At 70.2% G+C, this 24,359-nt stretch carries 26 protein-coding genes; 20 read left to right on the forward strand and 6 right to left on the reverse strand.

From position 1 onward, the window contains the following. Positions 1–548: 548 nt before the first annotated feature. The 6 genes from BR70_RS0113125 (at position 549) to BR70_RS0113150 (ending at position 4,313) form a co-directional block, all read left to right on the forward strand. Positions 549–821 carry a hypothetical protein gene (locus tag BR70_RS0113125; RefSeq protein ID WP_027466438.1) on the forward strand — a complete coding sequence of 91 codons (273 nt, stop codon included), beginning with the start codon at positions 549–551 and terminating at the stop codon, positions 819–821. Positions 822–867: 46 nt separating this feature from the next. Then, positions 868–1,800: an NADP-dependent oxidoreductase gene (locus BR70_RS0113130; protein WP_027466439.1), complete on the forward strand. Its 933-nt coding sequence runs from the start codon at positions 868–870 to the stop codon at positions 1,798–1,800. 120 nt (positions 1,801–1,920) lie between these two features. Next, positions 1,921–2,406 (forward strand): DUF805 domain-containing protein, encoded by a 486-nt coding sequence (locus BR70_RS0113135; RefSeq protein ID WP_027466440.1) that lies wholly within the window; start codon positions 1,921–1,923, stop codon positions 2,404–2,406. Between the two features lie 82 nt (positions 2,407–2,488). Further along, positions 2,489–3,073: a DUF805 domain-containing protein gene (locus tag BR70_RS20935; protein ID WP_081827385.1), complete on the forward strand. Its 585-nt coding sequence runs from the start codon at positions 2,489–2,491 to the stop codon at positions 3,071–3,073. After that, positions 3,070–3,594, forward strand: coding sequence for a DUF805 domain-containing protein (locus BR70_RS0113145; RefSeq protein ID WP_027466441.1), 525 nt, complete (start codon positions 3,070–3,072; stop codon positions 3,592–3,594). Before BR70_RS20935 ends, BR70_RS0113145 begins: the two co-directional genes overlap by 4 nt. Then, positions 3,591–4,313 (forward strand): DUF805 domain-containing protein, encoded by a 723-nt coding sequence (locus tag BR70_RS0113150; RefSeq protein ID WP_051596904.1) that lies wholly within the window; start codon positions 3,591–3,593, stop codon positions 4,311–4,313. Before BR70_RS0113145 ends, BR70_RS0113150 begins: the two co-directional genes overlap by 4 nt. 67 nt (positions 4,314–4,380) lie before the next feature. On the opposite strand, the gene BR70_RS0113155 is transcribed toward BR70_RS0113150, so the two are convergent. From BR70_RS0113155 to BR70_RS0113180, 6 genes are all read right to left on the reverse strand, one after another. Then, complete coding sequence (locus tag BR70_RS0113155; RefSeq protein ID WP_027466443.1) at positions 4,381–5,022, reverse strand: TNT domain-containing protein; 642 nt, start codon at positions 5,020–5,022, stop codon at positions 4,381–4,383. Between the two features lie 51 nt (positions 5,023–5,073). Further along, complete coding sequence (locus BR70_RS0113160) at positions 5,074–5,847, reverse strand: succinate dehydrogenase iron-sulfur subunit (RefSeq protein WP_027466444.1); 774 nt, start codon at positions 5,845–5,847, stop codon at positions 5,074–5,076. Position 5,848: 1 nt separating this feature from the next. Next, positions 5,849–7,642 (reverse strand): succinate dehydrogenase flavoprotein subunit, encoded by a 1,794-nt coding sequence (gene sdhA, locus BR70_RS0113165; RefSeq protein ID WP_027466445.1) that lies wholly within the window; start codon positions 7,640–7,642, stop codon positions 5,849–5,851. Between the two features lie 49 nt (positions 7,643–7,691). Next, complete coding sequence (gene sdhD, locus BR70_RS0113170; protein ID WP_027466446.1) at positions 7,692–8,138, reverse strand: succinate dehydrogenase, hydrophobic membrane anchor protein; 447 nt, start codon at positions 8,136–8,138, stop codon at positions 7,692–7,694. A gap of 11 nt (positions 8,139–8,149) precedes the next feature. Next, positions 8,150–8,599, reverse strand: coding sequence for a succinate dehydrogenase, cytochrome b556 subunit (gene sdhC / locus BR70_RS0113175; protein WP_017888739.1), 450 nt, complete (start codon positions 8,597–8,599; stop codon positions 8,150–8,152). Between the two features lie 78 nt (positions 8,600–8,677). After that, complete coding sequence (locus BR70_RS0113180; protein WP_231495703.1) at positions 8,678–9,913, reverse strand: glycosyltransferase family 4 protein; 1,236 nt, start codon at positions 9,911–9,913, stop codon at positions 8,678–8,680. A gap of 154 nt (positions 9,914–10,067) precedes the next feature. On the opposite strand from BR70_RS0113180, the gene BR70_RS0113185 reads away from it, so the two are divergent. The 14 genes from BR70_RS0113185 to BR70_RS0113250 all read left to right on the forward strand — a co-directional run bounded on the left by BR70_RS0113185 (position 10,068) and on the right by BR70_RS0113250 (position 24,321). Next, positions 10,068–11,183 carry a mannose-1-phosphate guanylyltransferase gene (locus BR70_RS0113185; protein WP_027466449.1) on the forward strand — a complete coding sequence of 372 codons (1,116 nt, stop codon included), beginning with the start codon at positions 10,068–10,070 and terminating at the stop codon, positions 11,181–11,183. A gap of 72 nt (positions 11,184–11,255) precedes the next feature. Next, entirely contained in the window at positions 11,256–11,828 is a 573-nt protein-coding gene (locus BR70_RS0113190; protein WP_027466450.1) for a hypothetical protein, read from the forward strand. Positions 11,829–11,866: 38 nt separating this feature from the next. Beyond that, complete coding sequence (locus BR70_RS0113195) at positions 11,867–12,334, forward strand: hypothetical protein (RefSeq protein WP_027466451.1); 468 nt, start codon at positions 11,867–11,869, stop codon at positions 12,332–12,334. Between the two features lie 234 nt (positions 12,335–12,568). After that, a complete protein-coding gene (locus BR70_RS0113200; RefSeq protein ID WP_027466452.1) occupies positions 12,569–13,633 on the forward strand; it encodes a BMP family lipoprotein in 1,065 nt (354 codons plus the stop codon). A 141-nt stretch (positions 13,634–13,774) separates the two neighbouring features. Further along, positions 13,775–15,295, forward strand: coding sequence for an ABC transporter ATP-binding protein (locus BR70_RS0113205; protein ID WP_027466453.1), 1,521 nt, complete (start codon positions 13,775–13,777; stop codon positions 15,293–15,295). 55 nt (positions 15,296–15,350) lie between these two features. After that, entirely contained in the window at positions 15,351–16,718 is a 1,368-nt protein-coding gene (locus tag BR70_RS0113210) for an ABC transporter permease (RefSeq protein ID WP_027466454.1), read from the forward strand. Continuing rightward, entirely contained in the window at positions 16,715–18,004 is a 1,290-nt protein-coding gene (locus BR70_RS0113215) for an ABC transporter permease (protein ID WP_027466455.1), read from the forward strand. The genes BR70_RS0113210 and BR70_RS0113215 overlap by 4 nt, the downstream gene beginning before the upstream one ends. 19 nt (positions 18,005–18,023) lie before the next feature. Further along, the gene (locus BR70_RS0113220; RefSeq protein WP_027466456.1) at positions 18,024–18,506 is read left to right on the forward strand and encodes a cytidine deaminase; all 483 of its coding nucleotides are present in this window, start codon (positions 18,024–18,026) and stop codon (positions 18,504–18,506) included. Between the two features lies 1 nt (position 18,507). Then, a complete protein-coding gene (locus BR70_RS0113225) occupies positions 18,508–19,806 on the forward strand; it encodes a thymidine phosphorylase (protein ID WP_027466457.1) in 1,299 nt (432 codons plus the stop codon). A 120-nt stretch (positions 19,807–19,926) separates the two neighbouring features. Next, positions 19,927–21,039 carry an adenosine deaminase gene (locus tag BR70_RS0113230; RefSeq protein WP_027466458.1) on the forward strand — a complete coding sequence of 371 codons (1,113 nt, stop codon included), beginning with the start codon at positions 19,927–19,929 and terminating at the stop codon, positions 21,037–21,039. 3 nt (positions 21,040–21,042) lie between these two features. After that, positions 21,043–21,489 carry a PTS sugar transporter subunit IIA gene (locus BR70_RS0113235; RefSeq protein ID WP_027466459.1) on the forward strand — a complete coding sequence of 149 codons (447 nt, stop codon included), beginning with the start codon at positions 21,043–21,045 and terminating at the stop codon, positions 21,487–21,489. Beyond that, entirely contained in the window at positions 21,486–21,764 is a 279-nt protein-coding gene (locus tag BR70_RS0113240; protein WP_027466460.1) for a PTS sugar transporter subunit IIB, read from the forward strand. The genes BR70_RS0113235 and BR70_RS0113240 overlap by 4 nt, the downstream gene beginning before the upstream one ends. 53 nt (positions 21,765–21,817) lie before the next feature. After that, positions 21,818–22,660 (forward strand): purine-nucleoside phosphorylase, encoded by an 843-nt coding sequence (locus BR70_RS0113245; protein ID WP_027466461.1) that lies wholly within the window; start codon positions 21,818–21,820, stop codon positions 22,658–22,660. Continuing rightward, on the forward strand, positions 22,657–24,321 hold the full coding sequence (locus BR70_RS0113250; RefSeq protein ID WP_027466462.1) for a phospho-sugar mutase: 1,665 nt from the start codon (positions 22,657–22,659) through the stop codon (positions 24,319–24,321). Before BR70_RS0113245 ends, BR70_RS0113250 begins: the two co-directional genes overlap by 4 nt. The last annotated feature ends 38 nt before the right edge of the window (positions 24,322–24,359 follow it).

Raw genomic sequence — 24,359 nt, forward strand, 5'->3', positions numbered from 1 at the left:
CGTTGCCGTTCGCAACGGTGGCGCGTGTTCCCGTGGACCGCATCGAGCAGTGCGCGCTCCCTCGTCCTCTTCGAGTTCGGCGAGCTGGAGACGACGTTCCGGATAGCCGTCGCCGGCTCTGGGTTCGCGTTCGAGATCTGCTGCGGGAAGGGGCTTGGCGGAACCGTGTCTCGTGGTTCCCCGGACTGGCGAGTGTCCCGGACGGCATCGGCGTCCTCAGGGACAAATCCGGGACGGTGCTCCGCTGGGAGACCGAAGGCGAGGAACACGTCGTTCAGGTGCTCATTGACGACAGCACAACGCTCGTTTGCCAGCTCGCGTGGGTGCGGCTCTGTTCTCTGCCCGAAGTGATCGCGATCGTCACCTCCGATGACCCGGGCCATCGCACCGGCAGTCTTCCGTCCGATGTGTCTCGAGGTCGGCTGGCGGCACTACGAGGACGAGTCCGTTGCGCTGGAGATGTACCTTGGCGCTGCTGCGGGACCTCAACGACCTCATCGCCAGCAGAGCCGTCCGCTGATGCACCGAGACGAGGAGCACTGACACCGATGCACCAGATCGACGCGCTCCGACACCTCGCCGACGCGGAAGCGGCCGGTGCCGGCTTGAACTGGCTGCGAGCACCGCACAACGACGTGAACGTATCGTCCCTTCACGAGGCGGACGGCCGCTGGGTGGTCTCGACCACGAACGAGCGTGCGACGGAGGAGAGCGTGCACGAGTACGCGGACCGCGCGGCCGCGATCGAGGACTTCGTGTCGCGCATCGACGCGTCCGTCAGCCTCGTCGAGTGGCAGACGGGACGCACCGGCACCTCGTGACCAGCGGCTCCTCGTGCGGACAGCCGTGCGGCGTAGCGTCCATCGCATGACGAAGCACTGGGTGGCACCACGGTTCGGCGGCAGCGAAGTCCTCGAGTACGTCGACACCGAGGTGCCGGCACCCGCCTCCGGCGAGGTCACCATCGCCGTCCGCGCCGCCGGCATGAACCCGGCGGACACCAAACACACCCGTCAGGGCGATCCCGCGGACCTGCCCATCGCCGTCGGGTACGAGGTCGCCGGCGTCCTGTCCGCCGTCGGCCCCGACACGCAGATCGCGTCCGGCGGGGGAGCGGTCGGCGACGAGGTCCTGGCGTTCCGCATCAGCGGCGGCTGGGCGGAGTCGGTCACGGTGCCCGCGGCCGACGTCTTCGCGAAGCCCGCGTCGCTCGGCTTCCCGGAGGCCGCCAACCTGCTCCTCGCCGGCTCGACCGCCGCCGACATGCTCCGCGTCACCCGCGCCGAGGGGCGCGACACCGTCCTGGTGCACGGCGCCTCGGGCGCGGTCGGCGTCAGCCTGCTCCAGCAGCTGCGGCTGCTCGGCACCCGCGTCATCGGCACCGCGTCGGAACGTGGTGCGGACGTCGTGCGACGCTTCGGTGGCGAATGGGTCGCGTACGGCGACGGCCTGGAGGCGCGTGTCCGTGACCTCGCACCCTCCGGTATCGACGTGGCACTGGACTGCGTCGGCACCGACGAGGCCGTCGACGTCTCGCTCGCGTTGGTCGCGGACCGGTCACGGATCGTGACGATCGCCGCGCAGGCGCGCGCTGCATCGGACGGCATCGCCGCGGTGGGCGGGGCGCAGCCGGCCAGCAAGGCGTTCCGTGACTCGGTGCGGCAGCGGCTCATCGACCTCGCCGGCGCCGCACAGCTCGAGGTCCCGGTGGCGCGGACCTTCCCGCTGGCCGAGGCGAAGGCGGCGGCGGAGCTGCTGGAGTCCGGGCACCCCGGGGGCAAGCTCGCGCTCCTGCCCTGACCGTACGGTCGGGTCAGGTGCACGGTCGGGGCCAGAGTCGTTCGCACGGATGACGCTCGCCGGCTCGGGGGAGTGCCACACTCTGTGTGGACCGACAGCCCCGCCGGAAGGAACCCCACGATGAGCGACCAGTACCCGCCCCGGGACCCGTACGGCCAGTCCGCGCAGCCCGGTCCGGGGCGGCCGAGTGGCGGCAGGTCCGAGCCGCCGCTCTGGGCGCCCTGGTACGGCATCCCGTTCCCCCAGGCGTTCCTGCGCTTCTGGAAGAAGTACGTGCGGTTCGACGGCCGGGCCAGCCAGTCGGAGTACTGGTTCTGGGCGCTCTGGTACCTGATCGGTTCGGCGGCCGCGGGCATCATCGGCAACGGGTTCAACGTGCTGCCGTTCATCGACGACGGTTCCGACGGTCTCGGCAGCCTCTGGAGCCTGGCCTGCGCGCTCGGCTTCATCGCGTTGACCGTGCGGCGGCTGCACGACGTGAACCTCAGCGGCCTGCTCGCGCTGTTGTTCGTCATCCCGCCGATCGGCATCCTGTTCTCGCTGATCGTCGGCCTGATGTCGTCGAACCCGCAGGGGCAGCAGTACGACCGTCCGCTGCAGGGCTGACGCGCGGTACCGGTTCTGACGGCCTCTCAGGAGTTCTGGTTGACTCGACCGTGAACATCAGCCAACACTCGAGGGGGACCACGTGAGCGACCAGTACCCGCAGGATCCGAACAACCAGCCGAACGCCCAGTTCGGCGGCACACCCCAGTACGGCGGCGCACCGCAGTACGGCCAGCAGCCGCCGACCGGACCGAACGGCGAACCGCCGCTCTGGGCACCGTGGTACGGGATCTCCTTCGGCAAGGCCGTCGGCCGCTTCTTCAAGAAGTACGCGACGTTCAGCGGTCGGGCCAGCCGGAGCGAGTTCTGGTGGTGGTACCTGGCGAACGGGATCGTCACCATCGTCCTCAGCATCCTGTACGGCATCGGTGTCGCGACCTCGGAGCGCTCCACCGTGTCGATGTCGACCGCGACGTCCACCAGCGTCCAGTCGACCGTCACCGAGCCGTCGGCACTGTTCGTCATCTCGGGCATCCTGTTCCTGCTCTGGGGCCTCGCGATCATCGTCCCGACGCTCGCCCTCGGCTGGCGCCGCCTGCACGACGCGAACCTGACGGGCGCGCTGTGGATCATCGCGATCTTCGTCGGCATCGTCGGCATCGTCTTCGGCCTGCTGCCCTCGAACCCGCAGGGTGCGCGCTTCGACCGTCCGCAGGGCGCCCGATGACCGAGAGCACGCAGCAGTGGGCGCCCGAGCAGCAGCCCGGTCAGCAGACCGACGCCGCGGGGACGCCGCCGCGATGGGCCCCGTGGTACGGGATCTCGTTCCCGAAGGCGGTCGCGCGCTTCTTCGCGAAGTACGCCACGTTCAGCGGTCGTGCGAGCCGGAGTGAGTTCTGGTGGTGGTTCCTGGCGAACACGATCGTCACCGGGGCACTCGTGGCCATCGGCACCGTCATCCGCCTCACCACGCTCAACAGCCGGACCGTCGACTACTACGGCAACGAGATCACCGTGGTCGACCCGGTCCCGCCGGTCTTCTGGGTCGTGCTCGTCCTGCTGGCGCTCTGGGGTCTCGCGACCCTGGTGCCGTCGCTCGCCCTCGGCTGGCGACGCCTGCACGATGCGAACCTCTCCGGGGCACTTTGGATCATCGCGCTGTTCATCGGCGTCGTCGGCATCGTCTTCGGGCTACTGCCGTCGAACCCGCAGGGCGCACGTTACGACCGGCCCGGGACGAACCGATGAGCAACGGCGGGACGCCCCAGTGGGGCCAGCCGGACGGCGACCAGTCGCAGGGGCAGCCCGGCTACGGGCAGCAGCCCGGCTACGGCGAGCAGCCTCAGTACGGGCAGCAGCCTGGTTACGGGCAGCAGCCTGGTTACGGGCAGCAGCCCCAGTACGGGCAACAGCCTGGTTACGGGCAGCAGCCGTACCAGCAGCCGTACGCGCAGCCGTACGCCGACCCGTACCCGCAGTTCGCGCAGCCGATCCCGCTCGGTCCCGACGGGGTGCCGCCGCTCTGGGCACCGTGGTACGGCATCGGGTTCCTCGACGCGTTCACCCGGTTCTTCAAGAAGTACGCCCGGTTCGACGGCCGCGCCAGCCGGAGTGAGTTCTGGTACGCGGTGCTCGCCAACGCCATCGTGACCATCGTGCTGTTCGGCGGGTTCTACGCCGTCCTCTTCGCGACGGTCGGGACGAGTGGCGCCGTCGACGAGTACGGCAACCCCACGGGGAGCAGCGCGCCGTCGCCGTTCGCCTTCGTGCTGCTCGGGCTCTACTTCCTCTGGTGGCTCGCCACGATCGTGCCGGGCATCGCCCTGGGCTGGCGTCGCGTGCACGATGCGAACCTGGCAGGCCCGTTCTGGCTCATCGCGCTCTTCGTCAGCGCCGCCGCGATCGTGTTCGGCTGCCTGCCGTCGAGCCCGGCCGGCGCGCAGTACGACCGCCCTGACCTGCGGTAGTTCCACGGACCAGAACAGCCCGCCCCACGCGTCGAGCGTGGGGCGGGCTGTTCGTGTGTCGGAGGGCTCAGACCACCCGGAGACGGACGAGCGCACCGTCGACGACCAGGTCACGCACGGTGGCCGACGGGTCGGCGATCTGGAAGCGCAGGGCTCCGCCAGGCTGCTCGAACCACGGCTGGACGAAGCGGACGTTCACCAGGAACGGCCGGTCGACGACGTACCGGTGGGTCTCCGGCGACGAGGCCACGTACGGGGGCAGCGACCGGCTGGGCAGCGGGGTGTCGAGCGGGTGCAGCAGGTAGCCGTCCGGGCCACCGATGCGGTCGACGGGGACACCGGCCGGGATCTGGATGGCCAGCCCCTGCTCGCCGGCCTGCGCGACCTGCTGCGCGAGCTGCGGGTAGGTCGACGCTGCGCGGTCGCGGAGCCCCTCGAGCTCGTGGCGGGGGATGTCGCGCGGCTCCGGGAACGGACGGTTCAGGAACCGGCGCAGCATCTCTACCGCGTCGTCCTCGCCCGTGGCCTGCGCGAGACGACGAGCCGTGCCGTAGTCGACGACCTCGAGCGCGTAGCCGGAGGCGTCGGTCTGGACGATGCGGAGCGCCCCCTCGACCGGCGGTTCGTGCAGGGTCTCGCCGGGGAGCTGCACGTACCGGGTCGTGTAGCCGAGCTGGTCGAGGATGGGGCGGGTGTCCGCGAACGTCATGGTCGGGAGCCTATCGGTCGGCGTGGTGCTGGGCCTTGGACGGAGCCGGGACTACGCCCGGCCGCGCATGATCGCTTGCTTGACCTCGGAGATCGCCTTCGTCACCTGGATGCCACGGGGGCACGCGTCGGTGCAGTTGAAGGTCGTGCGGCAGCGCCAGACGCCTTCCTTGTCGTTGAGGATGTCGAGGCGGACGTTCGCGGCGTCGTCGCGGGAGTCGAAGATGAACCGGTGTGCGTTCACGATCGCGGCGGGGCCGAAGTACTGCCCGTCGGTCCAGAACACCGGGCAGGACGACGTGCACGCGGCGCAGAGGATGCACTTCGTGGTGTCGTCGAAGCGGGCACGGTCGGCGACGGACTGCACGCGCTCCTTGCCGGGCGTCGGGGCCGACGAGGACTGCAGGAACGGCTGCACATCGCGGTAGCTCTGGAAGAAGGGCTCCATGTCGACGACGAGGTCCTTCTCGAGCGGCAGGCCCTTGATCGCCTCGACGTAGATCGGCTTCGAGACGTCGAGGTCCTTGATGAGGGTCTTGCACGCCAGGCGGTTGCGGCCGTTGATGCGCATGGCGTCGGACCCGCAGACGCCGTGTGCGCACGAGCGGCGGAAGGTCAGGGACCCGTCCTGCTCCCACTTGATCTTGTGCAGGGCGTCGAGGATGCGGTCGGTCGGCAGCATCATGACGTCGAAGTCCTGCCAGCGGGGCTCGTCGTCGACGTCGGGATCGAAGCGACGGACGATGACCGTGACGGAGAAGGATCCGGGAGGAGCGTCCTGCACGGTGTCGGTGCGGGGTGCGTCGGAGACCAGGGTGTCGGTCATCTCAGTACTTCCTCTCCATCGGCTGGTACCGCGTGATGACGACGGGCTTCCAGTCGAGCGTGATGTGGTCGTCGGCGAGTGACGAGTGCGGGTCGCCCGTCAGGTACGCCATGGTGTGCTGCATGTAGTTCTCGTCGTCGCGCTTCGGGTAGTCGTCGCGCATGTGGCCGCCACGGCTCTCCTTGCGGTTGCGCGCGGAGTAGACGACGACCTCGGCCAGGTCGAGCAGGAACCCGAGCTCGACGGCCTCGAGCAGGTCGGTGTTGAACCGCTTGCCCTTGTCCTGCACGGAGACCTGCATGAAGCGGTTGCGGAGCGTGTGCAGGGTCTCGGTGACCCGGGCGAGTGACTCGTCCGTGCGGAACACCTGGGCGTTCTTGTCCATCTCCTCCTGCAGTTCCTTGCGGAGGGCGGAGACGCGCTCGGTACCGGTCGAGGCACGGAGCTGGTCGAGCATGCCGCGGACGCCGGCCGCCGGGTCTTCCGGCAGGGGGAGGAACTCGGCGGTCTGGACCCACTCGGCGGCGTTGTTGCCGGAGCGCTTGCCGAAGACGTTGATGTCGAGCAGCGAGTTGGTGCCGAGGCGGTTGGAACCGTGCACGGAGACGCAGGCGCACTCGCCGGCGGCGTACAGGCCCGGGACGACGGTGGTGTTGTCGTACAGGACCTCGGCCTTGACGTTCGTCGGGATACCGCCCATCGCGTAGTGCGCGGTCGGCATCACGGGCACCGGCTCGACGACGGGGTCGACGCCGAGGTACGTGCGGGCGAACTCGGTGATGTCCGGCAGCTTCGTCTCGAGGACCTCGGCGCCCAGGTGCGTGCAGTCGAGCAGCACGTAGTCCTTGTTCGGTCCGGCACCCCGGCCCTCGGCGACTTCCTGCACCATGCAGCGCGCGACGATGTCACGCGGTGCGAGGTCCTTGATGGTGGGGGCGTACCGCTCCATGAAGCGCTCACCCGAGGCGTTCCGGAGGATCGCGCCCTCGCCGCGGGCGCCCTCGGTCAGCAGGATGCCGAGCCCGGCGAGCCCGGTCGGGTGGAACTGGAAGAACTCCATGTCCTCGAGCGGCAGGCCCTTGCGCCACACGATGCCCACGCCGTCGCCGGTCAGGGTGTGCGCGTTCGAGGTGGTCTTGTACATCTTGCCGAAGCCGCCGGTCGCGAAGATCATCGCCTTGGCGTGGAAGACGTGCAGCTCACCGGTCGCGAGCTCGAACGCGACGACGCCGGCCGGCTGCTGGCGGGTGACACCGTCGTCACCGACGACGTCGACCATGATGAGGTCGAGCGCGTAGAACTCGTTGTAGAACTCGACGCCGAGCTTCACGCAGTTCTGGAACAGCGTCTGCAGGATCATGTGCCCGGTGCGGTCGGCGGCGTAGCAGGCCCGGCGGACCGGGGACTTGCCGTGGTCGCGGGTGTGGCCACCGAAACGGCGCTGGTCGATCTTGCCCTCGGGCGTGCGGTTGAACGGCAGGCCCATGTTCTCGAGGTCGATGACGGCGTCGATCGCCTCTTTCGCCAGGATCTCGGCGGCGTCCTGGTCGACCAGGTAGTCGCCGCCCTTGATCGTGTCGAAGGTGTGCCACTCCCACGAGTCCTCTTCGACGTTCGCGAGGGCCGCGGCCATCCCGCCCTGTGCCGCACCGGTGTGCGACCGGGTGGGGTAGAGCTTCGAGATGACGGCCGTCTTCGCCTTCGGGCCGGCTTCGATCGCGGCTCGCATGCCCGCGCCTCCGGCGCCGATGATGACGATGTCGAACTGGTGGTGGTGGACGGTGGTCTCGGTCACAGGGGTCTTTCCGTAGACGGTGGGAACGCGGGCAGCAACGGTGGTGGTGCTACTGCGCGGGGCAGAAGGACGGCAGGTCGGCGGCAGCGGCGCCGGCGGGGCACGGGTCGAAGGTCCAGCAGACGAGGAGCCCGAGCACGATCAGCACGACGCAGGCGGCCAGGATCGCGACGAGGAGGGTCTTGCGGATGCCGGGCTTCGACACGTAGTCGTTGACGATCGTGCGCATGCCGTTCGAGCCGTGGATGAGGGCGAGGACCAGCATGAGCGAGTCCCAGACCTGCCAGAAGGGGTTGGCCCACTTGCCGGCGACGAAGGCGAAGTCGATCTGCTTGACGCCCTCGCCCGCCACCATGTTGACGAAGAGGTGGCCGAAGATCAGCACGACGAGCAGCACGCCCGAGGCGCGCATGTAGATCCAGCCCCACTTCTCCCAGTTGGTGGTGCTGCGGGCGGCTGCGGCCGAGCGGGGAGGTTCGACGATCTGCGTGGTCATGTTCGTGCCCCTCAGTTGAAGTCCGCGACGAGGTTCATGAGCTGGCGGGGCAGGAAGCCCGCGATCGCCACCGCCCACAGGACCATGACGATCCAGAACATGGCCCGCTGGTACTTCGGGCCCTTCGACCAGAAGTCGATCAGGATGATCCGCAGGCCGTTGAAGGCGTGGAACACGATGGCCATGACGAGCGCGATCTCGCCGAGGTTCATGATCGGGGTCTTGTACGTGCCGATGACCGCGTTGTACGCCTCTGGGGAGAGCCGCACGAGCGCCGTGTCGAGGATGTGCACGAGCAGGAAGAAGTAGATCGCGACGCCGGTGATGCGGTGGAGAACCCACGACCACATCCCGATCGAACCGCGGTAGAGCGTGCCCTGTGGCGTCCGAGAAGCCCGCGGGGCTTCAATCGAGACGTCGGGCACCGCGGTCGCCGTACCCCCGCCGGTGTGCTCAGCCATGAGCTCGTCCTTCCATAGGACGGGCTCGCCCGATCGGCGAGCCCTTGCCGTTCGTGTTCGTGTGGAACACGACCCATCCTATGCGCGGGCGCTGACCTTCTCGTCCCGACCGGCCCGGAGGCCCCGTCCGACGGGCGGCGCGCCGATGGTGCGGGCCGTGTCGTGGTGGTCGAGGAGCTGGTCGCCGACCGCCTCCCAGGTGGTTCCCTCGACCCGGAGTCGACCGGCGGAACCCATCCGCTCCGCCAGCGCGCGGTCGTGGTGCAGCCGGAGGACCGCGTGTCGCAGGGCCTGCGGGGCATCGGCGTCGTAGAGCTCGCCGTCGAGTCCCGGGGCCACCAGGTCGAGCGGGCCGCCGGACGCCGGCGCGATCACGGGCAGGCCGGAGGCGTGGGCCTCCTGCAGGGTCTGCCCGAAGGTCTCGGCCGGACCGGTGTGCACGAACAGGTCGAGCGCCGCGTACGCGTCGGCGAGGGCGTCGCCGCGCAGGGGGCCGGTGAAGGTGACGTCGAGGTGCCGGAGCCGACGTTCGAGCATCGCCCGCGACGGACCTCCTCCGGCCACGACGACCCGGATGCCGGGGACACCGCCGAGCTCGGCGAGCCGCTCGACCTCCTTCTCCGGGGCCAGGCGTCCGACGTAGCCGACGATGGTCTCGCCGTTGGGGGCAAGGCGGCGGCGGAGTGCCCGCACGTGCCCGGTCGACCGGCGCGCGGGGTGGAACAGCTCGGTGTCGACCCCGCGACCCCAGCGGGCGACGCGGGGCACGCCCTCCTCGGCGAGCATCGCGGCGGTCGCGCTCGACGGGGCGAGCGTCAGCGAGGCCCCGGCGTGGATGCGTCCGAGGATCTTCCGCACCAACGGGACGGTCGCGGTCAGGCCGTTGCGGCGGGCGAACCCGGCCACGTCGGTCTGGAAGACGGCGACGGAGGGGATGCCGAGCCTCCCGGCTGCCGTGATCGCGCGCCCACCCAACAGGAACGGACTCGCGGCGTGGAGCACGTCGGCGCCGGAGGCGGCGAGGATCGTGTCGAGCACCGGGTGGGGGAGCGCCACCGGGAACTGCCGGTAGGCGACGGCGGGGATGCGGTGGACGTCGAAGGAGCGGTAGCGCTCGACGGCGCTGCGCGACCGGAACTGCGCGAGGCCGGGGGTGTCCGGGGCGATCACGACCGCGCGGTGACCCCGTCGTTCCAGGTGGTCGAGGACCGCCAGGACACTGGTGGTCACGCCGTTGAGGGTGGGCAGGAAGCTCTCGGTCACGACGGCGACGGTCCGGGGGGACGTGCCGCGCTCCACGCTGCGTGCGCTCATGGTGCTGCCCATGCTCCGGGCGTGACGTGACCCGGCGGGGCCGACGACGTGAACGGGACGCGCGCGCCGGGTGAACAACGCTGCGGGAGCCCGCATGCGGGAATCGTGCGGAGACCACCCAGGATCCGCCCGGTGGGACCGGTACGGTGAGCGCGTGGCTGACGCTCTCGAAGACTTCTACGCGATCATCCCCGCAGGGGGCATCGGATCGCGCCTGTGGCCGTTGTCGCGCGCGGACGCACCCAAGTTCCTGCACGACCTGACGGGTTCCGGCACCTCGCTGCTGCGGCAGACCTGGGACCGCCTGGCGCCGCTCGCCGGTGACCAGCGGATCATGGTCGTCACCGGCCGTGCGCACCGGGTCGCGGTGGAGTCGCAGCTGCCCGGCGTCGAGGACCACAACGTGGTGCTCGAGAGCGAGCCGAAGGACTCCACGGCCGCCATCGGCCTGGCCGCGGCGATCCTGGTGCGCCGCGAGCCCGACGTCGTCATCGGCTCGTTCGCCGCCGACCACGTCATCGGGGACGCCCGCGGCTTCCGTCGTTCGGTGCGCGAGGCCGTCGCCGTCGCCCGCGCCGGCTACGTCACGACCATCGGCATCACCCCGACGGAACCCGCGATCGGCTTCGGGTACATCAACGCCGACACCGCCGGACTCGACATCGAGGGTGCCCCCACCGCGCACGCCGTCAAGTCGTTCGTCGAGAAGCCGGACCTCGACACCGCCCGCTCGTACGTCGAGCAGGGCAACTACCTCTGGAACGCCGGCATGTTCATCGCCCGTGCCGACGTGCTGCTCGCCGAGATCGGCCGGACGAAGCCCGAGCTGCTGGCCGGCATCAACGAGCTCGCCGACGCCTGGGACACCTCGGCCCGCGGCGCCGTCGTCGACGCCGTCTGGCCGATGCTCGAGAAGATCGCGATCGACTACACGGTCGCCGAACCCGCCGCCGCGGCCGGACGCATGGCCGTCGTCCCCGGTGACTTCGACTGGGACGACGTGGGGGACTTCGCCTCCCTCGCCAAGCTGCAGTCCGGCGGTCGGCCGAACAACCTCGCCGTGCTCGGGGACGGTGCCCGCATCCTGGCGGACTCGTCGAGCGGCATCGTGATCTCGCACAGCCAGCGACTCATCTCGCTCATCGGCGTCGAGGACATCGTCGTCGTGGACACCCCGGACGCCCTGCTCGTCACCACCAGCGCGAACGCTCAGCGGGTGAAGGGTGTGGTGGATGCCCTGAAGATCAGCGGCCGGGGCGACGTCCTGTAGCGCTGAGCATCGGCCATCCGGCCGGTGATGTGTCAGGTGTAGGGTCGCTGGGGAGCGACGTCGGGGGAGGACATGGCGTACATCGAGTTCGACGCGGGGGATGCGTCAGTACTGGCGGAGGCGGTTCCGGCGGCGGCAGCGAATCTGCACGGGCATGTGAGGAGCCGGTCGCGGTGGGTTGCGAGCACGCTCATGGTCGTGACGGTGGCGACCGCGCTCGCCGGGTGCGCCCGGCAGCCTGAGGACAGTAAGCCTGTCGTAGACCCTGACGTCGCGAAGCGGCAGATGATCGACGCCATCGACGTCGTCACTGGACGTCTGGGCGGCGAGTGGAAGGCGCGAACTGGGCCCGACTACGCCGAGAGTTGCAGCTTGTCCGGCGGGGAGAAGGGGGCGCACTGGGTGTACCTCACCGGCCGGACTTCCAGGGTCGGTTCGGAGGACCCGGAACCGGACGCGAAGAAGGTGCTCGACCGCTGGAAGTCCCAGGGCATGGAGGTCGAGCGCTGGGCTGACCCCGACGGGCCCGCGATCGTCGGCCGCGGCGGTGGTTCGATCGACTCCATCAACCTCTACGCGTTCCCGGGCAACTACACGGTCGAAGCGATCTCACTGTGTTTCCCGGGCGACGCCGACAGCTTGTGACACACCGACGTGACGTGGGATGCGGCTTTGTCGGCTCCGTGCTCCTGGTCGGCATGCTGCTGGTGGGGCTGACCGGTTGCGCCGCGCAGAGGACCGGCACCGGTTCATCTGAGCGGGCGGAGCTCCAGGTGAGTGAGAACGCCGCGAAGCGACAGATGGTCGAAGCGGTCGATGACGCAACAGAGCGACTCGGCGGTGAATGGAAAGCACGCACCGGGCCGGACTACTCGGAGGGCTGCGTCCTCGCGGACGGCGAGCGAGGTGCGCACTGGCGCTACCTCACCGGGAGCACGCTGGCCGGGCGACCCGATGCCGACGCCGCCCGGATGACCGAGCACTGGGAAGCGCAGGGGATGCGGGTCACCCAGCGTGATTCGAGCGACGGGCCCGCCATCTTCGGCGACGGCGCAGGGAAGGTCACCTCGATCAGCGTCTACGCCTACCCGGGGAACTACACCGTCCAGGCCGTCTCACTGTGCTTCCCGGGCGATGCCGACGAACTCTGACCTCCAGAGATCCGCCCCGCCGGCAGCGTCCTGTAGCGCTCCACCGACAAACCCCTCGAACTGGGGGTCTGTGTGCGACCCTGCGTTACGGGCGCGTTTCGGCGGGGTCGCGATCCCGTAACCGATCCGCAGGACCCCCGCAACGGGTCCTGTACCGGCCCGACGGTCGTGTACTGTCGCCACGATCGCCCGGAACGCACGTGGTCCGGGCACGCTCCCCGGAGGAACCAACCCGTGACATCTCGTACCCGACAGGTCGTCCTCAGCGGCCTCGCGCTCGCCGGCACCGTCGCCGTCCTGGCCGGCTGCGCCTCGGCGCCGTCCACCACCGACTCGGCGAAGAAGACCGACTTCCGCCCCTGCATGGTCTCCGACGCCGGTGGGTTCGACGACAAGTCGTTCAACCAGCTCGGCTACGAGGGCATGAAGGACGCCGCCAAGGACCTCGGTGCCACCTACAAGGAGGCCGAGTCGAAGGACGCCACCGTCTACGACTCGAACATCGAGCAGCTCATCGGCCAGAACTGCAACCTCGTCGTGACCGTCGGCTTCAACCTGGCCGACGCCACGAAGAAGCAGGCCGCTGCGAACCCCGACACCGACTTCGCGATCATCGACGACAACTCGATCGACGCGAAGAACGTCAAGCCGATCACGTTCGACACCTCGCAGGCAGCGTTCCTCGCCGGCTACGCGGCGGCGTCCTACTCGAAGACCGGCGTCGTCGGCACCTTCGGTGGCATGCAGATCCCGACCGTCACCATCTTCATGGACGGCTTCGCGGACGGCGTGAAGTACTACAACGAGCAGAAGGACAAGGACGTCAAGGTCGTCGGCTGGAACGTCGACACCGGCAAGGGCTCCTTCACCGGTGGCTTCGAGGCCGGCACGCAGGCCAAGTCCGTCGCGCAGACGCTCCTCGACCAGGACGCCGACGTGATCCTGCCCGTCGGTGGCCCGATCTACCAGTCCGCCGCCGAGGCCATCAAGGACGCCGACAACGGTTCCGTCCTGATCGGTGCGGACAGCGACCTCTACGAGGCCGACCCCCGCTACAAGGACATCGCCTTCACCTCGGTCGAGAAGGGCATGCGCCCGGCCGTGAAGGACGTCGTCGAGCAGGCGGCTGACGACAAGTTCTCGAAGGACCCGTACGTGGGCACCCTCGAGAACGACGGCGTCGGCATCGCGCCGTTCCACGACTTCGAGTCCAAGGTCGACAAGGGCCTGCAGGGCGAGCTCGACGACGTGAAGGCCGGCATCATCGACGGCTCGATCAAGGTCAAGACCCAGTCCTGACCCGGTGAACGCGGGCGGGGGAGCATCCCTCGCCCGCGTTCTCGTGCGCCCGGGTGGCGCACACCACATCGTGCATCCGCGGGGTGCACGCGACACCGTGCGCCCGCGTGGCGCGCGCGAGACAGAAATAGACTCCCGAACATGAAGCTCGAACTCCGCGGCATCACCAAGCGGTTCGGCGCCCTGGTCGCCAACGACCACATCTCGCTCACCGTCGAGCCGGGTGAGGTCCACTGCCTCCTGGGTGAGAACGGCGCCGGCAAGTCCACCCTGATGAACGTCCTGTACGGCCTGTACGACGCCGACGAGGGCGAGATCCTGCTCGACGATGTGGTGCAGGACTTCGACGGCCCCGGTGACGCCATGCGCGCCGGCATCGGCATGGTGCACCAGCACTTCATGCTCGTGCCCGTGTTCACCGTCGCCGAGAACGTCATGTTGGGCCAGGAGCAGACCACCTTCGGCGGGCGGCTCGACCTGGCCGGTGCCCGCAAGCGCGTGCAGGAGATCTCCGACCGCTTCGGGTTCGACGTCGACCCCGACGCCAAGGTCGAGGACCTGCCCGTCGGCGTGCAGCAGCGCGTCGAGATCATCAAGGCGCTGTCCCGCGACGCCTCCGTGCTGGTGTTCGACGAGCCGACGGCCGTCCTCACCCCGCAGGAGACCGACGAGCTGATGGGCATCATGCGCCAGCTCCGCGAAGCCGGCACCGCGATCGTCTTCATCACCCACAAGCTCCGCGAGGTGCGCGAGGTCGCCGACCGCATCACGGTCATCCGTCTCGGCAAGGTCGTCGGCGAAGCCTCGCCGACCGCCACGAACAACGAGCTGGCCGCGCTGATGGTCGGCCGTGCCGTCTCGCTCGTGGTCGACAAGGAACCCTCGACCGGTGGCGACGACGCCCTGGTCGTCGAGCACCTCACCGTCACCGACCCGTCCGGCATCGTGCTCGTTGACGACGTCTCCTTCACGGTGCGTCGCGGCGAGGTCCTGGCGATCGCCGGTGTGCAGGGCAACGGCCAGACCGAGCTCACCGAGGCGATCATCGGCCTCGAGCCCGCCCACGCCGGCCGGATCACCCTGGACGGCAAGGAGCTCACCGGCCGGAGCGTCAAGCAGGTGCTCGACGCGGGCGTCGGCTTCGTCCCCGAGGACCGCAAGGAGGACGGCCTGGTCGGCGAGTTCACCATCGCCGAGAACCTGATGCTCGACCGGGCCGACCACGCCGAGTTCGTCCGCGCCGGGACGATTCGGTCGGCGGAACGCGACGCCTTCGCCGACGAGAAGATCGCCGAGTTCGACATCCGCACCCCCGGCCGCACCACCGCGGCCGGTCGGCTGTCCGGCGGGAACCAGCAGAAGATCGTCCTGGCGCGCGAACTGAGCCGTGAACTGCGGCTGTTCGTCGCCGCGCAGCCCACCCGCGGCATCGACGTGGGCTCGATCGAGTTCGTCCACAAGCGCATCGTCGCCACTCGCGACACCGGGGTGCCGGTCATCGTCGTCTCCACCGAGCTCGACGAGGTCGTCGCCCTGGCCGACCGCATCGCCGTGATGTACCGCGGCGGCATCGTCGGCATCGTCCCCGCGACCACCCCCCGCGACGTCCTCGGCCTCATGATGGCCGGGGAGATCCCCGAAGGAACGGAGCTGGCCGCATGACCGGTTCGGCCGGCGAGATCCACGCCACACCCACGACCGGAACGGAGCTGGCAGCGTGACCACCCCACCGCCAGACAACACGCAGCAGCCGACCTCGGCTGCGCACGGCACCGCGGACGCCCCGCTCACTGACGACCGTCTGCAGGAGGTCGAGTCGACCCCGCACCTGATGACGGACTCGGCAGAGGACACCGAGCGCCGCAACGGCGCCGGTGGTGACCGCTGGCAGGCCGCCCTGCAGGGGATCCTGAACGGGTCCGTGCTCGTCACGGTGCTCGCCGTCGTCCTCGCGCTGGTCGCCTGCGGCATCCTCATCGCGGTGACGGACGAGAACGTCCGTGCCACCGCCGGGTACTTCTTCGCCCGCCCGACGGACATGCTCCAGGCGGTCGGCACCGCGGTCGGCGGCGCGTACGCCTCGCTGTTCCAGGGCTCGGTGTTCAACTTCGGCGCGGACTCGTTCCAGCAGGCGATCGGGCCCCTCACGCGCTCCGTCGACTACTCGGTGCCGCTCATCGCCGCCGGGCTCGGGATCGCGCTGTCGTTCCGCGCCGGGCTGTTCAACATCGGCGGCCAGGGCCAGATCCTGATGGGCGCCGCTGCCGCCGGGTGGGTCGGGTTCTCGTTCGACGGGCCCGCCGCGATCCACATCCCGCTCACGATCCTCGCCGGCATCGTCGGCGGCGCGGTCTGGGGCGGCATCGTCGGGGTGCTCAAGGCCCGGACGGGTGCGAACGAGGTGGTCGTCACGATCATGCTCAACTACGTCGCGCTCTACCTGGTCAGCTACCTGCTCCGCACCCCGGGCCTGCTGCAGGCCCCGGGCAGCAGCAACCCGATCTCGCCCGCCACGAAGGAGAGCGCCCTGCTGCCGCAGCTCTTCGGCGTGCGGTACGGCGTGGACCTCGGGTTCATCGTCGCGATCATCGCGGTCGTCGTCGTCTGGTGGCTCGTCAACAAGTCGTCGCTCGGCTTCCGGTTCCGCACCATCGGTGAGAACCCCCGTGCCGCCCGCGTGGCCGGCATGAGCGTCCCGTCGCTGACCATCTGGGTGATGCTGATCTCCGGTGCCCTGGTGGGCATCGCCGGCGCCTACCAGGTGCAGGGCGCCGTCACCTCGGGCTTCACCTCGGGCATCGACGCCGGCATCGGCTTCGACGCCATCACCGTGGCCCTGCTCGGCCGCTCCAAGCCCTGGGGCGTCTTCTGGGCGGCCATCCTGTTCGGCGTGCTCAAGAACGGTGGATACGCCATGCAGGCCGCCAACGGCATCCCGATCGACATCGTCGGGGTCATCCAGGCCCTCATCGTCCTCTTCATCGCGGCGCCGCCGCTCGTCCGCGCGATCTTCCGGATCCCGCAGCCGGGTGCACGCAAGCGCACGAAGACGAGCAAGACCAGCAAGAAGGCGGTCGCCGCATGAGCACCATCAGCCCCACCGCGGCCCCCGCGTCGCCGCTCGCGGCCCGTCCGGTCGAGACCACCAGGAGCTGGAAGCTCCCGATCGGGTACGGCGTGTTCACGCTCATCGCGATCGTGCTGTTCGGCCTGCTGCCGCGCTCCGGTACCACCACGTTCCGCCTCGCGAACGCCGGTGACTTCTTCGCGCTGCCGAACGTCCCGCTGCCCGCGCTCGGGACGGGCATCGTCGTCATCGTCCTGCTCGCGATCCTGACCGTGTACGCGTTCATCGAGACGCGGGCACTCCGCCGGGTCCCGCTGTGGGTCACGTCGGTGTTCGCGGTCGTCTTCGTCATCGGGTTCCTGACCTGGGCCGCGGCCGGTTCGTCCCTGCCGATCCCCGGCCTGCTGCTCGGCGCGCTGAGCCTGAGCGTCCCGCTCGTGTTCGGTGCCCTCGGCGGCGTCATCTCCGAGCGGGTCGGCGTGGTGAACATCGCGATCGAGGGCCAGTTCCTCGCCGGTGCGTTCAGCTCCGCGATGGTCGCGTCGATCACCGGGTCGCCCTGGGTCGGCCTCGTCGCCGCACTCGTCGCCGGCATGCTCGTGTCGTTCGTCCTCGCGGCGTTCAGCATCAAGTACCTGGTCGACCAGGTCATCGTCGGTGTCGTCATCAACGCGTTCATCTCCGGCCTGACCGGCTTCCTGTACTCGCAGGTGCTCTCCCCGAACGAGGAGACCCTGAACATCGGCATCCGGTTCCCGAAGGTCGAGATCCCGCTGCTGCACCAGATCCCGGTCATCGGTCCGGTGTTCTTCGAGCAGACGGTCGTCGTCTACCTGGCCTACATCGCCGTGGCGGTCGTCACCTTCGGGCTGTTCAAGACCCGCTGGGGCCTGCGCCTCCGCGCCGTCGGCGAGCACCCGCAGGCCGCCGACACGGTGGGCATCAACGTCACGAGCACCCGGTTCTGGAACGTCTCCCTCGCCGGTGCGATCGCCGGTCTCGGTGGGGCGTACTTCACCCTCGACGCGGTCGGGCCGTTCACGAAGGACATGACCGCGGGCGCCGGCTACATCGCGCTGGCCGCCGTCATCTTCGGCCGGTGGGACCCGATCAAGGCGACCCTCGCGGCGCTGCTGTTCGGCTTCGCGTCGAACCTGCAGAACACGCTCGGAGCGATCGACTCACCCGTGCCCAGCGAGTTCCTGCTGATGCTGCCGTACGTGGTGACGATCTTCGCCGTGGCCGGCCTGGTCGGGCAGTCGCGCGGCCCCGCCGCGTCCGGCAAGCCCTACATCAAGAGCTGACGGCCTGGAGGCACGACACATGACCGACACGCAGCAACCAGGTGACCAGGCGGTCACCGCCACCGACCCGACGGACGCCGCCACGGGCCTCCCGGTCGAAGACGTGGACTGGGGCGTCCTGCGGGACGCCGCCACGGCCGCGATGCGGCGCGCCTACGCGCCGTACTCGTCGTTCCCGGTGGGCGCCGCGGCGCTCACCGACGACGGCCGGATCGTCTCCGGCTGCAACATCGAGAACGCGAGCTACGGGGTGACGCTCTGCGCGGAGTGCTCCCTCGTGTCGCAGCTGCACATGACCGGCGGCGGCAAGCTCGTCGCGTTCACGTGCGTCGACGGCGACGGGGCGACCCTGATGCCGTGCGGCCGCTGCCGCCAGCTGCTGTTCGAGCACTCGACCGAGGGCATGCTCCTCGAGACGCTCTCCGGCATCCGCACCATCGACGAGGTCCTGCCGGACGCCTTCGGGCCGCGCACCCTCGCCACGTACCAGCAGGAGCACTGACATGGCCGTCGAGCCGTTCGACACCGTCGACCTCATCCGCACGAAGCGCTCCGGCGGCGCCCTGAGCACCGCCGAGGTCGACTGGCTCGTCGACGCGTACACCCGCGGCTACGTCGAGGACCCGCAGATGGCCGCGATGGCGATGGCGATCTTCCTGAACGGGATGGAGCGGCGCGAGATCAAGGACCTCACGCTCGCGATGATCGCCTCGGGGGAGCGGATGTCGTTCTCGTCGCTCGGCAAGACGACGGTCGACAAGCACTCCACCGGCGGGGTCGGCGACAAGATCACCCTGCCGCTGGCGCCCCTGGTGGCGTCGTTCGGCGTCGCGGTGCCGCAGCTGTCCGGCCGCGGGCTCGGCCACACCGGCGGCACGCTCGACAAGCTCGAGTCGATCCCCGGGTGGCAGGCGTCCATCTCGAACGACCGCATGATGCAGGTGCTGCAGGACGTCGGCGCGGTCATCTGCGCCGCCGGGTCCGGCCTGGCCCCCGCGGACAAGAAGCTCTACGCGCTCCGCGACATCACCGGCACGGTCGAGTGCATCCCGCTCATCGCGTCGAGCATCATGTCGAAGAAGATCGCCGAGGGCACCGGTGCGCTCGTGCTCGACGTCAAGTTCGGGTCCGGCGCGTTCATGCCGACCTACGAGGCGTCCAGGGAGCTCGCGCAGACCATGGTCGACCTCGGCAACGACGCCGGGGTCGCGACCTCGGCGCTGCTGACCGACATGGAGGTCCCGCTCGGGCTGACGATCGGCAACGCGCTCGAGGTGCGGGAGTCGGTCGAGGTGCTCGCCGGCGGCGGCCCCGCCGACGTCGTCGAGCTGACCGTGGCGCTCGCGACCGAGATGCTCACGCTGGCCGGACTGCCCGACGCCGACCCCGCAGCGGCGCTCGCGGACGGCCGCGCCATGGACACCTGGCGTCGGATGATCGAGGCACAGGGCGGGGACCCGTCCGCCGCGTTGCCCGTGGCCCGCGAACAGCACGTCGTCACCGCTGGGACGTCGGGGGTCCTCATGCAGCAGGACGCACTGCCGTTCGGGGTCTCGGCCTGGCGGCTCGGGGCCGGTCGTGCCCGCGCGCAGGACCCGGTGCAGGCCGGTGCGGGCATCGAGCTCCACGTCAAGCCGGGGGACACCGTGACCGAGGGCCAGCCGCTCTGGACGCTCCACTCCGACGACGCGTCGCGGATCCCGCGCGCACTCGAGTCGCTCGAGGGTGCGTGGACCATCGGCCCGGCGGGCTCCGCTGCCACGGCACGTGGGCCGATCGTGCGCGAGCGCATCGGGTCCTGAACCCGGCCACCCGACCGACCGGAGGCTCCCTGCACAGCTGTGGGGAGCCTCCAGTGTCTTCCGTTGTGGGTTGTGCACAGGTGCCTGCGCGGGGGCGGTGACCACCGATAGCCTGGGGGCATGAGCGCCGATGCCCCGACCTACCGCCTGCCCGACGCCGGGGCGGTCATCAACGACCTGCCGAAGGTCTCGCTGCACGACCACCTCGACGGCGGCCTGCGTCCCGCGACCATCATCGAGCTCGCGGCCTCGGCGGGTGTCACGCTCCCCACCACCGACCCGGCCGAGCTCGGGCAGTGGTTCGCCGACCAGTCGAACTCCGGCTCCCTGGTCGAGTACCTGAAGACGTTCGACGTCACCACGTCGGTGATGCAGACCGCACCGCAGCTCACCCGGATCGCCCGCGAGTTCGTCGAGGACCTGGTCGCCGACGGCGTCGTCTACGGCGAGGTCCGCTGGGCGCCGGAGCAGCACCTGCAGGGCGGACTGACCCTCGACCAGACGGTCGAGGCGGTACAGGCCGGCATCGAGGAAGCCGTCGACGCCGCCGGTGGGCGCATCCGCGTCGGCCAGCTCGTCACCGCGATGCGGCACGCCGACCGGTCGCTCGAGATCGCGGAGCTCGCCGTCCGGCACCGTGACGCCGGGGTCGTCGGCTTCGACATCGCCGGTGCCGAAGCCGGGTTCCCCGCCTCGAACCACCGCGCCGCCTTCGACTACCTGGCCTCCGAACTGTTCCCCGTCACCGTGCACGCGGGCGAGGCCGACGGGCTCGCGTCCATCCGGTCCGCGCTCGTCGACGGTCGGGCGCTCCGCCTCGGGCACGGCGTCCGCATCTTCGAGGACGTCGCCCTGTCCGATGCCGGGGACGGCTCGACGCTGGCCTCCCTGGGCGAGGTCGCCTCGTGGGTCCGTGACCGCGAGATCCCGCTCGAGGTCTCGCCGTCGTCGAACCTGCAGACCGGTGCGATCGCCGCGTGGGGCGACGACCTCGCCGACCACCCGTTCGACGTGCTCTACCAGCTCGGCTTCCGCGTCACGGTGAACACCGACAACCGCCTGATGAGCGGGACCTCGCTGTCGAAGGAGCTCGCGCTGCTCGCGGGCACGTTCGGCTACGACCTCGACGACCTGGCCGCGTTCCAGATCAACGCCGCGCTCGGGTCGTTCCTGCCGCTCGAGGACCGCGAGGAGATCATCGCCACCATCACGGCCGGGTACCAGGAGGCCTGACGCATGGGACTGCCACCGCTGCCGGACACCGCCGTCCTCCTCGGTGCGGACGCGCCCGCGTGGCGTGACGCGATGCGCCTGGTCGGCGGTGCGCTCGTCGCCTCGGGCGCCACCACCGACGAGTACACCGACGCCATGATCGGCATGGTCGAGGAGCACGGGCCGTACATCGTCATCTCGCCGGGGCTCGCGTTCGCGCACGCCCGGCCGGGTGGTGCCGTCGTACGGGACGGACTCGCGATCGTGACGCTGGCTGCTCCTGTTGCGTTCGGCCACCCGCACAACGACCCCGTCCGTGTGGTGCTCGGGCTCGCTGTGGCCGAGGTCGGCACCCACCTGGAGTCGATCGGCGAGATCGCGAACCTGTTCAACGACGCCACCGTGACCGGGCGGATCGCGGCGGCGACCACCGCGGACGAGGTCCGCACGATCATGGGGGTCTCCGCGTGAAGATCGTGACCATCTGCGGCGCCGGCATCGGGTCGAGCGGCATCCTCAAGGTGAACGCCGAGAAGGCACTCGACGCCCTCGGGCTCTCCGCGTCCGTCGTCGCAGCGGACGTCGCGTCCGTGCGGGACGTCTCCGACGACGCCAACGTGATCCTGACGAGTCAGGAGTTCGTCGAGGCGATCGGCGACACCTACGCCGAGGTCATCGTCATCGCGAACCACTTCGACCAGGGCGAGATCACGGCGGCGGTGGACCGGGCGCTCGGCGAGCACTGAGGCGGGCGCGGCGGCGGCCGCTGGGGCGGGCGTCCGCCCTTTAGAGTTGGGGCATGAGCACCGAGAACCCGCTGAACGACCCCGCTGCCGACCCGTTCGAGGTCGCGCGGGACGCCGCAGCCGCCATCGCCGAACAGTCCGGCATCGAGCGGCACGACATCGCCCTGACCCTCGGCTCGGGCTGGGGCAAGGCCGCCGACATCATCGGTGAGACCGTTTCCGAGATCCCGGCCGAGCAGGTCCCCGGGTTCAGCGCCTCGGCCGTCCCCGGACACTCCGGCACGATCCGGTCGATCCGCCTCGCCGACGGCCGCCACGCGCTCGTCATCGGTGCCCGCACCCACTACTACGAGGGCCACGGGGTCCGTCGGGTCGTGCACAGCGTCCGCACGGCGGCGGCGACCGGTGCCTCGATCATGGTGCTCACCAACGGTGCCGGCGGCATCAAGGAGCACTGGACCCCGGGCACGCCGGTGCTCATCAGCGACCACATCAACCTGACCGCGGACAGCCCGCTCGAGGGCGCGACGTTCATCGACCTCACCGACCTGTACTCGGCGCGGCTGCGCGAGCTGGCCCGGACGGTCGACCCGTCGCTCGACGAGGGCGTGTACACGCAGTTCCGCGGCCCGCACTACGAGACCCCGGCCGAGGTCCAGATGGCGAAGACCATCGGCGGGCACATCGTCGGCATGTCCACGGCGCTTGAGGCCATCGCCGCCCGTCAGGCCGGCATGGAGGTCCTCGGGTTCTCGCTCATCACGAACCTCGCCGCGGGCATCCAGAAGACCCCGTTGTCGCACACCGAGGTGCTCGAGGCCGGCAAGCAGGCCGAGCCGGTGATCGCCGACCTGCTCGCACGCGTGGTCGCCGCACTCGGGCAGCCGGCGTCGTGAAGCTCGACCTCGACCAGGTGCTCGGCACCGCGCGGGCGTGGCTGGCGCAGGACCCCGACCCGGAGACCCGCGACGAGCTGGCCGCGGCGATCGACGCGGCGGCCGACGGTGACGGTCCCGCTGTCCGGGCGCTCGCCGAGCGGTTCGACGGCCGGCTGCAGTTCGGCACCGCCGGACTCCGCGCGGAGCTCGGCTGGGGCCCGCTCCGCATGAACCGGGTCGTCGTGGCCCAGGCCGCTGCGGGGCTCGCACGGTTCCTCATCGACACCGGGCGCTCGCGCAGCGTCGTGATCGGGTACGACGGCCGGGTGAACTCGGACGTCTTCGCACGTGATTCGGCCGAGGTCATGCGCGGCCTCGGGCTCGATGTCACCCTGCTGCCCTCGGCCCTGCCGACGCCGGTGCTCGCGTTCGCCGTCCGGCACCTCGACGTCGGTGCCGGCGTCATGGTCACGGCGAGCCACAACCCGCCGCGGGACAACGGGTACAAGGTCTACCTCGGTCAGGACGACGACGGTTCGCAGATCGTCCCGCCCGTCGACGGCGAGATCGCGGACGCCATCGACGCCGTCGCCGCAGGGTCCGTCACGGACCTGCCGCGCGGTACGGACTACACCGTGGCGACGTCGGCCCTGGTCGACGCCTACGTGGCCGCCACGGCGGCGATCGTGCCCGCTCCCGCACTCGCGGTCGATGCGCAGCCGAAGGTCGTCTACACGGCCATGCACGGCGTCGGGTGGGAGACCGCTCGTGCGGTGTTCGCAGCGGCCGGGTTCGCCGAGCCGGCGGTCGTGCCGGAGCAGATCGAGCCGGACGGGGCGTTCCCGACGGTGTCGTTCCCGAACCCCGAGGAGCCGGGCGCGATGGACCTGGCGATCGCCCGCGGTCTCGCCGTCGGCGCCGACCTGGTGATCGCGAACGACCCCGACGCCGACCGGCTCGCACTCGCGATCCCGGACGGATCCGGTTCCTACCGCCGACTGTCGGGCAACGAGGTCGGCTGGCTGCTCGGGTGGCGGGCCGCCGCACGGGCGTCGGAGTCCGGCGCGACCGGCACCCTCGCCGCGTCGATCGTCTCGTCGCCGGCGTTGGCCCGGGTTGCCGCGCGCCACGGGCTGGAGTACCGCGACACCCTGACCGGCTTCAAGTGGGTGTCGCGGGTGCCCGAGCTGCTGTTCGGGTACGAAGAGGCCCTGGGGTACCTGGTCGACCCGTCGGTCGTGCGCGACAAGGACGGCATCTCGGCTGCGCTGGAGCTGCTGTCCCTCGCCGACGAGCTCGCCGCGTCGGGCTCGACCATCGCCGACCACCTCGAGGCCTTCGCCGCCGAGTTCGGCGCGTTCGCCTCGGGGCAGGTCGCGACCCGCGTCGACGACCTGTCGCGCATCGGCGAGATCATGGCGTCGCTCCGGGCCACGCCGCCGACGGAGCTCGGCGGACTGTCCGTGCAGACGGTGACGGATTACGCCGACGGGGTGGCGGGCTTCCCGCCCTCTGACATCCTGCGCTACGACCTGTCCGGCGACGCCCGGGTGATCGTCCGCCCGAGCGGCACCGAGCCCAAGGTGAAGGTCTACATCGACACGGTCGCGGACACCCCCGCCGAGGCCCAGCGCCTGGTCGACGCCCTCGCCGCCGCGGTGCGCCCCCTGGTGTCGTAGGCGCACCGGTCCGCAAAACACCGGTGTTCCCGCCCGTC

This window comes from Curtobacterium sp. UNCCL17 (assembly GCF_000686685.1).
Classification (GTDB): Bacteria; Actinomycetota; Actinomycetes; order Actinomycetales; family Microbacteriaceae; genus Curtobacterium; species Curtobacterium flaccumfaciens.